General features: G+C 45.9%; 14 protein-coding genes. 6 read left to right on the top strand and 8 right to left on the bottom strand.

Features of this window, described 5'->3' with window-relative positions; all coding sequences use genetic code 11:
* Positions 1 to 2 precede the first annotated feature (2 nt).
* Positions 3 to 944, bottom strand: a complete 942-nt coding sequence (locus tag R7P74_RS10635) for a glycyl-radical enzyme activating protein (RefSeq protein ID WP_213903424.1) — start codon at positions 942 to 944, stop codon at positions 3 to 5.
* A 256-nt stretch (positions 945 to 1,200) separates the two neighbouring features.
* Here R7P74_RS10635 and R7P74_RS10630 point away from each other — a divergent pair, with 256 nt between their 5' ends.
* Positions 1,201 to 1,875 carry a fructose-6-phosphate aldolase gene (locus tag R7P74_RS10630; protein WP_213903423.1) on the top strand — a complete coding sequence of 225 codons (675 nt, stop codon included), beginning with the start codon at positions 1,201 to 1,203 and terminating at the stop codon, positions 1,873 to 1,875.
* Positions 1,876 to 1,982: 107 nt separating this feature from the next.
* Here the strand turns inward: R7P74_RS10630 and R7P74_RS10625 are convergent, their stop codons facing one another.
* The 5 genes from R7P74_RS10625 to R7P74_RS10605 all read right to left on the bottom strand — a co-directional run bounded on the left by R7P74_RS10625 (position 1,983) and on the right by R7P74_RS10605 (position 6,097).
* Positions 1,983 to 2,117, bottom strand: coding sequence for a hypothetical protein (locus R7P74_RS10625; protein WP_281419932.1), 135 nt, complete (start codon positions 2,115 to 2,117; stop codon positions 1,983 to 1,985).
* Entirely contained in the window at positions 2,114 to 2,542 is a 429-nt protein-coding gene (locus R7P74_RS10620) for a ribosomal maturation YjgA family protein (RefSeq protein ID WP_213903422.1), read from the bottom strand. Before R7P74_RS10620 ends, R7P74_RS10625 begins: the two co-directional genes overlap by 4 nt.
* Positions 2,529 to 3,869, bottom strand: coding sequence for a cell envelope integrity protein CreD (gene creD, locus R7P74_RS10615; protein WP_213903421.1), 1,341 nt, complete (start codon positions 3,867 to 3,869; stop codon positions 2,529 to 2,531). Before creD ends, R7P74_RS10620 begins: the two co-directional genes overlap by 14 nt.
* Positions 3,870 to 3,944: 75 nt before the next feature.
* The gene (gene creC / locus R7P74_RS10610; protein ID WP_138939526.1) at positions 3,945 to 5,387 is read right to left on the bottom strand and encodes a two-component system sensor histidine kinase CreC; all 1,443 of its coding nucleotides are present in this window, start codon (positions 5,385 to 5,387) and stop codon (positions 3,945 to 3,947) included.
* Entirely contained in the window at positions 5,387 to 6,097 is a 711-nt protein-coding gene (locus R7P74_RS10605; RefSeq protein ID WP_213903420.1) for a response regulator, read from the bottom strand. The genes creC and R7P74_RS10605 overlap by 1 nt, the downstream gene beginning before the upstream one ends.
* A 259-nt stretch (positions 6,098 to 6,356) precedes the next feature.
* Between R7P74_RS10605 and R7P74_RS10600 the strand changes: the two genes are divergently transcribed.
* The gene (locus tag R7P74_RS10600) at positions 6,357 to 6,869 is read left to right on the top strand and encodes a DUF2799 domain-containing protein (RefSeq protein WP_005374970.1); all 513 of its coding nucleotides are present in this window, start codon (positions 6,357 to 6,359) and stop codon (positions 6,867 to 6,869) included.
* A gap of 34 nt (positions 6,870 to 6,903) precedes the next feature.
* Here R7P74_RS10600 and R7P74_RS10595 read toward each other — a convergent pair whose 3' ends face one another.
* A complete protein-coding gene (locus tag R7P74_RS10595) occupies positions 6,904 to 7,362 on the bottom strand; it encodes a GNAT family N-acetyltransferase (protein WP_213903419.1) in 459 nt (152 codons plus the stop codon).
* Positions 7,363 to 7,386: 24 nt separating this feature from the next.
* Positions 7,387 to 7,857: a GNAT family N-acetyltransferase gene (locus R7P74_RS10590; protein WP_017820545.1), complete on the bottom strand. Its 471-nt coding sequence runs from the start codon at positions 7,855 to 7,857 to the stop codon at positions 7,387 to 7,389.
* Positions 7,858 to 7,989: 132 nt separating this feature from the next.
* On the opposite strand from R7P74_RS10590, the gene R7P74_RS10585 reads away from it, so the two are divergent.
* From R7P74_RS10585 to R7P74_RS10570, 4 genes are all read left to right on the top strand, one after another.
* Positions 7,990 to 9,180 carry an MFS transporter gene (locus R7P74_RS10585; RefSeq protein WP_213903418.1) on the top strand — a complete coding sequence of 397 codons (1,191 nt, stop codon included), beginning with the start codon at positions 7,990 to 7,992 and terminating at the stop codon, positions 9,178 to 9,180.
* Positions 9,155 to 10,123 (top strand): HTH-type transcriptional regulator YidZ, encoded by a 969-nt coding sequence (gene yidZ, locus R7P74_RS10580; RefSeq protein ID WP_213903417.1) that lies wholly within the window; start codon positions 9,155 to 9,157, stop codon positions 10,121 to 10,123. Before R7P74_RS10585 ends, yidZ begins: the two co-directional genes overlap by 26 nt.
* A gap of 141 nt (positions 10,124 to 10,264) precedes the next feature.
* Positions 10,265 to 11,134 carry a DMT family transporter gene (locus R7P74_RS10575; RefSeq protein WP_318122835.1) on the top strand — a complete coding sequence of 290 codons (870 nt, stop codon included), beginning with the start codon at positions 10,265 to 10,267 and terminating at the stop codon, positions 11,132 to 11,134.
* Positions 11,135 to 11,522: 388 nt separating this feature from the next.
* Entirely contained in the window at positions 11,523 to 13,697 is a 2,175-nt protein-coding gene (locus R7P74_RS10570; protein WP_318122834.1) for an FUSC family protein, read from the top strand.
* Position 13,698 lies beyond the last annotated feature (1 nt).

Raw genomic sequence — 13,698 nt, 5'->3', positions numbered from 1 at the left:
AGTTAACCTCTTACAATCACGTTAAGTTGGGTGTTTTCGCTTGCGTATTGCATGGCGCTTTCTAGCAGTTCTGGTTTGTTTAATGGCATGTCAGAACACTCGTAAGGCATATCGAGCAAACGGTATTTATTGATGCCGAGCGTGTGGTACGGCAGCAAGTGAAGCTCTTGGCAGCTTTCTAGTGAAGCCGCAAAATCGATGATGTCTTTCAACTCTTCGATGGTGTCATTGAACCCCGGCACCACGGGAACGCGAATCACAATGCGTTTCGCGATAGGTGCCAGTTTTCGGAAATTGTCTTTGATGCGTTTTAGTGAACCTTTCGCCCAGCTAAGAAACTTCTCTTCATCGGTGTGTTTTAAATCCGCCAACCAACAATCGATATGCGGCGCGGCTTTTTCGACGTTCTTCCACGGCACATGCATGCACGATTCAATCGCAGTCGAGACTTGGTTGTCATGCAGACGCTGCGCGAGTTCTGCCACCAAATCCGCTTGCATGAGTGGCTCACCACCGGAGAAGGTCACGCCACCTTGGCTTTGGTCGTAGAAAGGTTTGTCTTTCATTAAGGTGTCGAACAGCATGTCTGATTTCGCCTCTTCACCGCAGACAGTCAGTGCTTGCGTAGGACAGACGTCTCGCAGCGCGATCAGTTGGTCTTCTTTGATGGCTTTGCGATTGATGATGATTTGATTGTCGATGCGTTGAATACCATCGCTCGCCGTTTCATTACCCGCCGTGGTTTGAGTTGTAGCTTGATACGCAGAAACGCACAGCTGGCAATCTTCCATGCAGCTTCGCTGATCAAACAACAGTGAATGCTTTTCGCTGCGGCTTTCTGGGTTTTGACACCAAGGACAAGACAAGCTGCATCCTTTAAGAAAAAGAATGGAACGAATGCCATCACCATCATGGGTAGAGAATCGTTGAATATTGAAATACATCTCTGCTTGCCTCTTGGTCTGTGCTACCGCTATTTACTTAATTCGTTTCTTTTGCTCGTTGAGTCTTATGAACAGCTTTTCTGTTTTCTAACTGAAAGCTTCATTTGAGCGTTTACAAGTTTCACTTAACTTTCATTTAATGAAATTATTATAGCTTCAAATGAAATTTCAATTGATCAAAATCAAGATCTCGTTCGATTGTCAGATCTATAGTGATCCCATCATCAAAACGAAGATTTTGTTTAAGGTAGAAACCATGATTGAACTTTATTTAGATACTGCTGATGTGGCAGAAGTAAAACGCTTTAACCAGTGCCTACCGCTAAAAGGCGTGACGACAAACCCAAGCATTTTGGCGAAGTCAAAACAGGGACTGAATGAAACCCTAGCAGGCATGCAAGAAGCACTTGGTGGTACACCTCGCTTTCACGCTCAAGTCGTGAGTTCAACCGTCGAAGGTATGGTGGCAGAAGCACGCCAACTGAATGAATTGCCTTACGACATGGTAGTAAAAGTGCCAGCAACAGAAACCGGCTTAGCAGCGATTAAGCTAATGAAAAAAGAGGGAATTCAGGTTCTTGCTACCGCTATCTATTCAGCTCAACAAGGTTTCCTAGCGGCACTGTGCGGTGCAGACTACCTAGCACCTTACGTAAACCGCATTGATGCGATGAACGGCAACGGTGTTGAAGTGGTCGCGGATCTTCAATTGTTGCTCGATCAGAACCAACTACCAGCGAAGATTTTGGTAGCCAGTTTCAAGAACACTCAACAAGCGATGGAAGTGATGAAGCTAGGCATCGAAGCCATTACATTGCCAACCGATGTGGCGGCACAAATGTTCGCTCACCCAGCAGTAAAACCCGCGGTTGAGCAGTTCGATAAAGACTGGAAAGAGACGTTCGGCGATAAACTTTCATTTGAAAGCTAATTAATAGTAAGAACTCAATATCTTAGTCAATAGTAAGGGAATCTTAACTCACCCTGTGCGCCGGTGAGTTTGAGATTCCCTTTTGATTTCATATAAAGAGGTGAGGTTTACAGCAGTTCTCTATTGGTCAGTGACCAAAGGTACACGCGCTTGAGTAAACTGATTTTGATCCTTTTACGAATACCTCGTTTGGAATGTCGACGTCGGTCTGGTAGCGCAATAGCTTTCATCTCGGTTTTCATTTCTTTTCCATCCACCAACACAGTAGACCTCCGATGCAGTAAGCCAGCAGATCTTTCCAATCAAATGTAGCGCCCAAAATTACAGCCAGAGGCGATGAAGATTCGATACCAAGCCAAGCTGCAACCTGAAGCAATTGCCCCAACTCGACAGCAAACGCAATCAACACCACCAATGAAACCAGCCAGTTAACGGGCATAGAGAACATACTTGCAAGAAAGTAGTAGAGCCAAACCACAACGAGAACATCACCAACTGTCGGACGAATAAAGCTGTCTCGAACATAGAGCGCAATAACGACCAATGCGATAAAACACACCAAGCTTTTCAGTCCATTTTTTACCGAAAATCGCAGGTGGATAGCGCACGTTTCTTCCACCATATTGCTTGGTTGACCAGTAAGAGTGACTCGTTTAAACCTCTTCATGATTCGCCTTTGCACTTTCTGCTGCTTTCTTATTTCGTGCGTACCAGTCGATGTTGCGTGTAATAACCATAGTGAAGCTCAGAATCGCGAAACACAGTAATGTACCCATGACCAATGCGTAGCTTTCTGCTTGTAGCAAGCCAAACAGTAATCCGTAGAGAGTAAGTAAACACGCTCCGAATATCGCGCCGTGTTTGGTGTTGCTCAACATACCGCTCACATACACACTTAAAAGCCCCGTCGATGCGACTGCTGACACCACATACGCCCAGTTAAAGCCGAGGTGTTCACTCATCGAAATCAGCAATAGATAGAAAAGCGCTAAAGCCAGACCAATAAAACCGTATTGTACTGGGTGAACCGGACGCGCTTGGAACAGCTCCAGCAAGAAGAAACTCGCAAACACTAATGTGATAACCAACAGTGAATAGTTCACAGCTCGATGGGACTTCAAATAGTGATCAACGGGGTCAATCAAATCTACGCCCATTTGTCGCTGTTCAAGCTCGTGACACGCATGATTCGATGACAAACAGCTTTGGAACAGCTGCGCGATATTGGTAGAGAAGTTATTGCTCGCCCATTGCGCGTTAAATCCATCTTCAGATACCTCTGACGACACTGGTAAGTAATCACCGATAAAGCTTGGATGCGCCCATTTTGAAGAGAGCTCAACCGTTGTTTGACTGCCGATTGGTGTGACTTGAAGCTGACCCATCCCTTGCAACAAGAAGTTAAGATCGAATGCCAAAGGTTGTTCTGCGTTTAGGTCTGCAAGTGTCAGATCACTGTGGAAGCCTTGTGGTAACTGATTTAACCCCGTTCCCGGTGCGACTTCGATATCAGCACTCGCCATGGTCATGTCATCCAAACGAATCAATCCGCGGCTGTCTTCAATGCCAACCACTAGACTCATGTTTTCAATATCAAGCCCCTGCAACGCCGCGAGATCGTCTGCATCAAAAGTGCCTTTCAGTGCCACTTGTGCTTTGTATAAACGCGCGCGGTAAATGCCTCGGTACTTTTCAAAACTGTCCAGATTCGCGCTCATATCAAAAGTGCTAGGTAAAAGAAATTTACGACGCTCTTTAATCTGTACTTTGTCATCTCGGTAACTGGTTTCGGTGTAGTTAACCATGATGAATGGACCAATGATGCGCTGTTCGCCACTGCTGCTGCGTGCGATGTCATTTCTGACTTCATCTTGGCGATATGAGCGTTCTGAGATCAGCCCTGTGACCATTGAAAGCGGGATTTGCAGTAAAACAAACAAAAACAGCACGAAGGCGAACTTCGTGCCGAGTTGGTTATTGAGGATCTTTTTCATGTTTCATTCTCCATTTGCTGATGGGAGTAATCTAAATCAGCAATTTGGAGAACGAATGGAGCTAATGTGGAGTTTCTATGGAGTTGGTAAAATCAAGGTCACTTTCACACCAGAATCGACGTTTTCGACTTGCAACTTACCTTTGTGCAGCTTGGTCACTTGCTCAACAAAATTTAGCCCAAGCCCAGTACTCTTAACGCCATTTTCCCGAGCGAGGGAGTAGAAGCGCTCGGTCAAACGAGGCATCGCGTAGTCAGGAATGTGAGGACCTGAATTGAAAATCGACAGGCACACCTTCTCTTTCGTAACCTCCGCTTTCCATTCAATGCATCCCTCAGAGTGGACAAAATCCAGCGCATTGTCCATCAGGTTAAAAACGGCTTGTTTCAGTAAGAAGGCATCACCAAGCACGGCTTGGTGGTCATCAATTTGGATGTTGGCAATCACCGACTTTGCACTCAAACGCGCATCCGCCGATTCAACCACTTCATTGACCATTTGTTTTAGCGAGATAGCTTCGACTTGTTCTAGCTCGGGGCGCTTTTCAAGACGAGCAAGTTCTAGCAACTTATCAATCAATGACTGCATGCGGTCGCTTTCTCGCTCAATGTTGCCAGCAAAGCGCGTGACCTTTTCTTCAGGCAATGGCATTTGCAATATTTCACTCGCGCCTTTAATCGCTGATAACGGACTTTTCAGCTCATGAGTCAGCGTCTGTACGTACTCTTCCACATATTGTTTGCCGTCGAGTTGGTTGCGCATTTTCTCCAATGCGTCGCTTAGCGTGCCGTACTCATAGAAGATACGAAATGTTGGCTTAGAGACCTTTTCACCCTCACCCATTTTGGTCGCGTAGTCTTCTAGCTTGTTCAGTGCCGAGTGAATTCGCCAAGCAAACAATGCCCCTGCCAATAGCACTAAACCACTCATCCACACCATCCAAAACAATACATTGCGTTTAGAAAGATCGATGAAGGGTTGTACTGAGCGATTAGATTTTGCCACCGTCACGCTGCCAATGATTTCGCCTTTGTGGTAGATGGGCGCAGCAACGTGCATGACGGTTGAAAGCGGATCTTTCGGGTCTTCGATGGTACTGCGCGCGCCGTATTGACCGCGCAACGTGAGATACACATCATTCCATTGCGAGTAGTCTTTGCCAACGTCTTGCTGCCAAGAATCCGCAATCACAATCCCTTGTTTATCGGTGATGTAAATTCGATGATTAATCGCTTTTTTGCCAATTTCCCAAATGCGCGCTTGAGGTTCTCGCTGCCCATAAGCCGCTAGCAGTTTGGAGAAGCGACTCTCAGACAACTTTCCGTTTGCAACGTCCTCTTCTGCCAATACCGCGAGCAAGTTCGCCATATCCACCAGCGTCTCTTCAGTGGTTTGACGCACGGTTGGCTTAAGTTCTTGGACAACGGTTTTGCTCACCATGTAAGCCGTCATTCCGACTAAGATGAAGTAGAGAAAAAACAGTCTGAGTCCAAGCGGGATCTTCGGCCAGCGATTCATCATTCACCTTTAATGCAGTAAAAGTAACCAAAGCCACGTTTGGTACAGATGCGTTCAGACATCTCAAACGGCTTCAACTTATGGCGAATGGCTTTGATGTGGGTATCGATATTGCGCTCGTATGCAGCCTCTGGCGCCATGTCTGCCGCGACCATGAGCTGCTCTCGGCTCAATACATTGGAAGAGACGGAAATCAGCTTATCGAGGATCTTAAATTCCACCGCAGTTAACCCAAGCATTTGTCCACCGACACCGTAGTCGAAGTTCTGCGCTACCAAATCTTGACTAAATTGAGGTTGTTCTGGAACAGCTACAGGCTCTGGTTTGTGCTCCATCATTGGCGCTTTAGCTTTGATTCGAAGTTTAATGCGAGCCAACATTTCGCGCGGGCTAAATGGCTTAGTCACGTAATCATCCGCGCCAATTTCCAAACCGACTACGCGGTCAATTTCATCGCTTCTTGCGGTGAGAAAGATTATGGGAATATCAGAAAACTCACGGATGGTTTTGCATAATTCAAAACCATTGCCATCCGGTAAGCCTACGTCTAAGACAAGTAACGCTGCGGAGTTGTACTGCAAAAAAGCTAAGCCCTCTCCTGCTGTTGCAAACCACTCTGCGTGGTAGCCATCCATCTCTAATACATGAATCAGGTTCTCTGCGATAGCAGATTCATCCTCGATAATAAGGACGGTGGGTTGTTCGCTCAATGTCTTAGCCTCATTGACGGTGTTTATCTTTATGTTGGTATTATCACTTAATTTGGGGCCAAGGCTAGTGGATTGATGCAGCAAAGGCGCAGTTCGTGGATAATACTAATCAAACACACTTCTATTCAGCATAATAAATTTATCACTTAGATTAATGAGTCACCACAATTGTGAATACAATGATTTCAACCATTGATATGAACAGTGTTCATTTTAAACTCAAGTTATCAATTCGATTTTATTTAAAGGACAGTCACTGATGAAAAGAGCGCTAATCCCCCTGGCTTTACTGACTTTGCTCTCAGGTTGCGCCAGCATGTCTCCGGATGAGTGCAAAACGGCAAACTGGTACAACGTAGGTTATCAAGATGGCCGAGATGGCAACGATCCAAACATTATCAATAGCTATACCGAAGACTGTGGTGAAGCGGGTGTGACACCCGACCGAGCGAAATGGAAAGAAGGCTTTGATAAAGGCACTATCCAATATTGCTCACCAGACAATGGGTACACTGTCGGTATCGAAGGCAAAGAATATTACGGTGTATGCAGCAGCAAAGAGTTCATTGAGAACTACCAGTTAGGTCATCAAGAATATCAACGCCAGCAACGCATCCAACAAATCGATACTGAAATCTCGGTCATCGATAATCAGCTTGATGGCAATCCAGACAAAGATAATGCCAAGAGACTGAAAGAGAAGAGAAAGCGATTGGCTGACGAGCGTTCAAGCCTCTTGTCGCCAACCATCAACTTGAATCTGAATTTCTAAATCGATTGGATTTAGCTTCTAAAAATTCATGGCCCTAGCTCAGTTCTAGGGTCATGAATTGACTGTTCGGATCGAGTTCGTAATCCCCGAACGGCTCGCAGTACACAAAGCCATGCTTTTCATACAACAGGCGCGCTGGTTTAAAAAACTCCATCGAGCCCGTTTCTAAACTCAAGCGCTGCAAACCTTTTTGCTTCGCTTGCTCAATCACATGAATCAATAATTGAGATGCCACACCTTGGTTTCTTGCCGTAGGCGTGGTGCGCATGGATTTCAGCTCCGCGTGTTGGTCATCCAACCCTTTAATCGCCGCACACCCAAGCAGTTGCTCACCTTTCCATCCGGTCCAAAATGTCACTTCTGGCGCTTTGAGCTTATCTAAATCTAACGCATGCACGCTTTCTGGTGGTGACGTGGCGTACATGTCCTGTAAATGTCCTTCCAACATCGCTATCACTTGCGGCCGTTCTAAATTGTCGATTTCAATCCTCATCTTTCCATCCTTGTTTTTTCCTAGCTAAAGCGGTTGTCTCATAATGTGCTGCGGTCCAACGGGGCCGCCGTGGTAAAGCTCATTGGTATCTTCAAACCCTGATTTTAAATAGCACTGATAAGCGGGTATGTTGCGGCAATTCACAGTGAGATAAAGCGCATCAAACTCGGGATAATGGCGTTTGGCGAAATCGGCAAACTGTTGAATGGCTTGCTTGGCGATGCCTTTGCCTTGATGACGGTGATCCACCAGCAAAGCACGTACGCCTAAACTGTTTTTCGGGCAAAAATCGTATTTCTCGCTGTAAGCAGCATCAAATAGAAAAAAGCCAACCACGTCATCGTCTGCCAAAATCAGATGCGGAAGCTCTGTGGGTTCAAGACGTGTAAGCATTTCACCCACATCCGCGACCGTAAACTGCGATTGCTCTTCTAGAACGCTAAGTTCGCAAGTGTGTTCATGTCGCTCAGGCGAATACTTTTCAATGGTAATCATAATCTTCCTTGTTGTTTTTATGCTCAATTCATACAGGGTATGTCGTAAATAGAAATACCTAGTGTCGTATTTCCCACTCGCAGGCAAACGTTTAGCACTCTATTATCCTCGCCATTCGATAGAGAGGTTTCCATGTCCCGTTTTTTACTTTGTAGTTTTGCACTCGTTTTACTCTACCCTACTGCCATTGATTTGTACCTTGTTGGTTTGCCTCAAATTGCGTCAGATCTCAACGCCAGTGAATCTCAGTTGCATATTGCGTTTTCGATCTATTTAGCTGGCATGGCTACCACCATGTTATTCGCGGGGAAAATTGCAGACTCTGTGGGACGAAAACCTATTGCCGTCGTCGGCGCGATGATCTTCGTGCTCGCGTCTTTTCTCGGCGGGATGGCTGAGCAACCAAACACTTTCTTGATTGCTCGCTTTTGCCAAGGCATCGGGGCTGGATCTTGCTATGTCGTTGCGTTCGCGATTTTACGCGACACGTTAGACGATGAACGCCGCGCGAAAGTATTGTCGATGCTCAATGGCATCACCTGTATCATTCCAGTGATCGCACCCGTGATTGGTCACTTGATTATGCTGAAATTTCCTTGGCCGAGTTTGTTTACCACAATGGCAGGAATGGGCATTCTCGTCAGTGTATTGGCCATTTTTGTTCTCAAGGAATCACTACCCAGCCAACAAGGTGAAGAACAGACAGCGCCAGAGAGCCATCAAGAGACTTTCTTCGAGCGATTTTTTATCAGTAGGCTGATCATTACTGCACTTGGAGTGACCACCATTCTGACCTTTGTTAACGCTTCACCAATTGTCGTGATGAGCATGCTTGGTTTTGATCGCGGTGGCTATTCTTCCATCATGGCTGGTACTGCGACGATCAGTATGTTGATTTCGTTCTCGGCACCATTGGTATTGGGGATTTTTAAACAGCGAACCTTAATGATAACCTCTCAAGTATTGCTCGCTTGTGCAGGCATCGTGCTCAGTGCAGCCCATTTCCATGATGGACAGCCTTTTTACTATGTGTTCGGACTTGGGCTGATTTGCGCTGGCTTCGCTTGTGGCTTTGGCGTGGCCATGAGCCAAGCGCTCAGCCCATTCTCTCAACAAGCTGGCGTGGCGAGCTCACTACTGGGCATTGCTCAAGTTTGTAGTTCCGCGTTCTATATTTGGTTTATGGGTTTCATCGGCGTTAGTGCACTGAATATGTTGGTGTTTATCTTAGTGTTAGGTAGCGTAATCAGCCTTGCTCTAATACTATTGATTCCAAAGCCTGTTCACGATACCCATTATGAAGAAATCCCTAGCGCGACTTGATTTAAACTTACTGTTCACTCTGCAATTATTGCTGCAAGAGCAAAGCGTCTCGAAAGCCTCGAAAAAGCTGAACGTTACGCCCTCTACCGTAAGTAAGTCGCTCAACAAACTTCGTCATTGGTTCGATGATCCTTTGTTTGTCAAAACACCTAAAGGTCTTGCGCCAACGCCTTTGGCACAAAGCATGGAGCAAGATCTCGCAGAATGGCTGCAAATTGGCAGCCAAATTGCAGAAAAACGCAGCGATATTACGCCTAAAGGAGTGCGTTTTGATATCACGATTGAGTCGCCATTAGTGCTCACAGTGCTGGACAGACTCATCGTCGCTATCCACCAGCGATACCCTGAAGCGAAAGTAAAAACCAGTAACTGGGATTACGATTCAATCGACGCCATCATTCGAGGAGAGGCGGATATCGGTTTTACCGGCCGAGAGAGTCACCCGAGATCGAAAGAGTCGTTGGATCTTCTGCCGTATTTCTTGGATTTTGAGATTCTATTTTATGACCTGCCAATGGTGTATTTACATAAAGATCATCCGGCATTACAGCAAGAGTGGAATCTCGAGACCTTTCTGAGCTACCAACACATCAATATTGTTTGGGAAAAAAGTGAAACTTGGGCGTTGGATGAAGTATTAGCGGAACTAGGGCTACAGCGCTCTATCGGGCTGACGATGTCCAACTTTGAGCAATCTCTTTTTATGGCAGCGCAGCCGACGCATGACATGATCACCACCGCGCCGCACTATTGCAAAAGTTACACAGAAAAGCTGCATCTCGATTTGGTGTGCTTGCCAATTCCGTTAGACAAAACTCAACAAGACAAGTTACTGATTCCATTTACCATGATTTGGCATAAACGCAATGCGTACACCCCCAAATTGCTATGGTTGAAAAACACCATTAAGTCATTGTACAAACAACCTTCCCAACCACAGTAAGACTCAGGCTAAGGTCAGGTTTTCTCTGGTTATTTTTAATGACTTTCTTGCTCTGATAGCTATAACTAATCACTTTATCAACTAATAAAAATGTTCTTTTGGATCTACACTAGCTGTTCATTTACACGCTAAGGATCAAGGATGTCGACCTTCTTACTCACTGCTATTGCAATGCTGGCGTTCGCTGCCAATTCATTATTGTGCCGACTTGCCTTGGCAGAAGGGTTAATTGATGCAGGAAGCTTCACGCTCGTTCGATTGATATCTGGCGCTGTTATCTTAATCGCATTGCTTGTCGTGAGAGGTCAGTGGAAAACCGATCGACCAACTTCTCGCTTTCGCTTTTTTGCTGGCGTGGCGTTATTTGGTTACGCAGCCCTTTTCTCTTTCGCGTACTTACAACTGGCGACAGGAACTGGTGCTTTGCTTTTGTTTGGTGCCGTGCAACTTACATTACTGGCGATCTATTGGTTGCAAGGTGAGCGCTTTCAGTTTCTCGAAATCGTCGGTATCGGCCTTTCAATTGTTGGATTTGTTTGGTTGATGTTGCCATCTGCCACTCGCCCCGATATTAGCTCTGCACTTCTCATGTTGATTTCTGGCGTTTGTTGGGCTGCGTTTACTGCGCTCGGTAAACAAGCGCCTTCTCCAAGTAGTGGCATCACGTGGGGATTCATCGCTGCATCAATAATTGGCGTGCTCCTTTCGCCATTAATCTTGTCCTCAATCCACCTTTCTTGGAACGGAGTGTTGCTCGCTATCGCATCTGGTGCCATGGCCTCTGGCCTTGGTTATACGCTTTGGTATCAAGTAATGCGTAAGCTCTCTTTGCTTCAAGCCGCCGTCAGCCAACTTTCCGTGCCAGCCATTGCTTTGCTACTCGGCACCGTCGTACTCCACGAGCCTCTTTCACTGCATATTCTTTTAACCAGCGGCATCATTCTTGGTGGCATCGCTTTGGTTTTTTTATCTCGATCCAAAAAAACAAACGAACAATCGGCAAGCCGATAAAAAGTAATAACTTTCCCTCTCAAGTACCCATTCATCATCTATGCTTTTTAAAGCAGTAAAGCTCATTGCAGATGGTACAAGTGGTCTGCTTTGGTACCAGGCGAAGAATATAAGGTGAGAATTGGCTCACACAATGCAGCGATTTTGTTTCAAAAGTGAGAATCATCACAGATCGCGAATTTGCTCGTTTTAGGCGTTTCACCAATAACGCCAAGGGCTAGCACGAGATCAAGCCAAATACGCACTTTTTGTTTTGACAAAGGGTTTACAAAGCACACTTTTTCACCCGCTATATTCCGCCCCCCGAATTTATTCAGAACAAGATTCTGATTATTCACATAAGAAATTCATCAACTTATAACGATAAGCCTGAGCAAACTTTGACACTATGAACGACAAAATAAAATTCGCTATTAAAGTATCGCTTAGCCTGACTCTGGCTTATCTGATCCCGTTTGCCATGGGTTGGCCGCAAGCATCGACGGCCGCAACCACAGTGATGCTGATTGCATCCACAGGCAGTCGTCGTGAATCCCTCGCCAAAGGTACCTTACGCGTGTTCGGTACGTTGGTTGGCGCCGTCGTTGGCTTGTTACTGGTGGGATTGTTTGCTCAAGACCGCTTGCTGTACATGTTGAGCGTGTCGGTTGTGGTCTCATTCATTTTTTACTTCCGTAATGCCTATCAAAAAGATCCAACGCTACTCATGCTGACCGGCGTGATGACACTGATGATGTCCAATGGCGGTGACGCAGAAGGTGCGTTTCTTTATGGCGTTGACCGCGCCTATATGACGGTGTTTGGGGTGGTGGTTTACACACTCGTGGGGACTTTCTTATTCCCGACCAAAACAGAACAAAACCTAAGACAGCTCATCGAACAACTCAACCAAGCACAACGCGCGTTGTTCACCTCTATCTTGCAAAATTTCGAGCAAAAATCGGCAGGGCAAGTCTCTCTTCAAGAAGAGGGCGAAGAAAATCCAGAAGCGGAAGAGCCACAACCTAGCGTGGATTCTCTTATCGAACAGATGTTTGCCGCCCAAAATGCGCTCGAACAGCGTTTTGCCACAGTCAGTGTGGAATGCAGCGACGTGTCGGCCTACATGAAAGAGTGGCGCTTGGCGGTTCATTTGAACAAGCAAGTAACGCAACAATTGACCGTTGCGGCGCACAGCCACTTTAGCCACCAGCAAGACCGTGAAAGCATCAGCAACTTTGATCAAGCCGTTGCGGAAATTGACGCGCTATTTGATACCTGCCAACAAGTCTGGGACGAAAAAGAGCCCGCTTTTCGTGCTCAGGAATTCAAAGTCAAATACAACCAAGCGTTGCTAGAAGACGCAGCTCACCTAGAGAAAGGCTCTGCGCTTACGCTTGGTCACCTGTTGGAACTGATGCATCAAAACTTGTCGCGTTTAGCGGAGAGCATTAGCTGTATTGACTCTGTGACGAACAATGTCTCCTTTGACGTGCCACTGCCGAAACCGAAAGGCAAGTTTCTATGGTGGGACGCAGAAAACTTTAAAACTGCGGTCAAAACCTTTGTTACCTATTGGGTTGCAGGACTGATTTGGATTTATTTCAATCCACCAGGCGGCTACTCGTTCGTGGTCTTCTCGACCATGTTTATGTCTTTGCTGTCGTTCGTGCCTGTGCACCCAATTTTGTTGCTTGTGCTGTTCACTTTCGGCTTCTTGTTCGCGGTGCCTTCTTACGTCTTCATTCTTCCGCAATTGGATCTCGGGTTAGAACTTGGCCTGTTCATCTTTATCTACACCTTTATCGGCTTTTATCTGTTTAACGGGCCAGTGACGATTTTCTATATGATTGGCTTGTTTGTTCTTGGTTTAGACAACAACATGTTTTATCACTTCGGGATCCTCATGACGATCATGCTGTTGTTCTACATGGTGGTGTTCATGATTATTTTCGCGCACTACTTCCCGTTTAGCTCACGACCAGAACACCTCTTTTTGACCATAAAAGAACGCTACTTCCGACATACCCGAGAGCTGTTCACTACCTATCAACAACAGTCCAGCTCGGTTATTACGCCGCTCAAACGGGCCTTGCACTTGGTGACACTCAATGTCTCATCGAAAAAGCTCAAAGTCTGGGGTTCGAAAATCAACCACAAACACTTTGATAAAACCACGCCAGAAGCGATTGGCGCGTTTAGCAAAGCGTGTGATGTACTCAGTAATCACATCAACATCTTAATGGCCGCCGAGAAAAAGTTGATGACCAATCCACTAATTACTCAGCTTCGCCAACAGCACCGCGATTCCATCATTCCTTTGATGGCGGGCGCTTTAGCCAGCCATCAAGCAACACAAGAACTCGACTCCGTATTCGACCAATACAGTCAAGATTACCAAACATTCGAAGATAAACTGGAAGATTTTTTTAGTGAGTTGGATTTATCTGACTACGCTTATTCAGAGATAGCCGGTTTTTATATCTTGCTGAATTTAAAACGGAACGTGTTCGAAGCAATCAAGCATTGCAAGCAAACCTACGAGGATATCGATTGGGTGAACTTACAACAGAAGCGTTTTTAAA

This window comes from Vibrio sp. 2033, assembly GCF_033339735.1.
The sequence above is the reverse complement of the archived record's forward strand: the minus strand, read 5'-3'. Positions and strand labels throughout refer to the sequence as shown.

What these genes read in the sequence shown, in the direction of transcription:
- R7P74_RS10635 (WP_213903424.1), bottom strand. Translation starts at nt 944, where the DNA reads ATGTATTTCAATATTCAACGATTCTCTACCCATGATGGTGATGGCATT.
- R7P74_RS10630 (WP_213903423.1), top strand. Translation starts at nt 1,201, where the DNA reads ATGATTGAACTTTATTTAGATACTGCTGATGTGGCAGAAGTAAAACGC.
- R7P74_RS10625 (WP_281419932.1), bottom strand. Translation starts at nt 2,117, where the DNA reads ATGAAAACCGAGATGAAAGCTATTGCGCTACCAGACCGACGTCGACAT.
- R7P74_RS10620 (WP_213903422.1), bottom strand. Translation starts at nt 2,542, where the DNA reads ATGAAGAGGTTTAAACGAGTCACTCTTACTGGTCAACCAAGCAATATG.
- creD (WP_213903421.1), bottom strand. Translation starts at nt 3,869, where the DNA reads ATGAAAAAGATCCTCAATAACCAACTCGGCACGAAGTTCGCCTTCGTG.
- creC (WP_138939526.1), bottom strand. Translation starts at nt 5,387, where the DNA reads ATGAATCGCTGGCCGAAGATCCCGCTTGGACTCAGACTGTTTTTTCTC.
- R7P74_RS10600 (WP_005374970.1), top strand. Translation starts at nt 6,357, where the DNA reads ATGAAAAGAGCGCTAATCCCCCTGGCTTTACTGACTTTGCTCTCAGGT.
- R7P74_RS10595 (WP_213903419.1), bottom strand. Translation starts at nt 7,362, where the DNA reads ATGAGGATTGAAATCGACAATTTAGAACGGCCGCAAGTGATAGCGATG.
- R7P74_RS10590 (WP_017820545.1), bottom strand. Translation starts at nt 7,857, where the DNA reads ATGATTACCATTGAAAAGTATTCGCCTGAGCGACATGAACACACTTGC.
- R7P74_RS10585 (WP_213903418.1), top strand. Translation starts at nt 7,990, where the DNA reads ATGTCCCGTTTTTTACTTTGTAGTTTTGCACTCGTTTTACTCTACCCT.
- yidZ (WP_213903417.1), top strand. Translation starts at nt 9,155, where the DNA reads ATGAAGAAATCCCTAGCGCGACTTGATTTAAACTTACTGTTCACTCTG.
- R7P74_RS10575 (WP_318122835.1), top strand. Translation starts at nt 10,265, where the DNA reads ATGTCGACCTTCTTACTCACTGCTATTGCAATGCTGGCGTTCGCTGCC.
- R7P74_RS10570 (WP_318122834.1), top strand. Translation starts at nt 11,523, where the DNA reads ATGAACGACAAAATAAAATTCGCTATTAAAGTATCGCTTAGCCTGACT.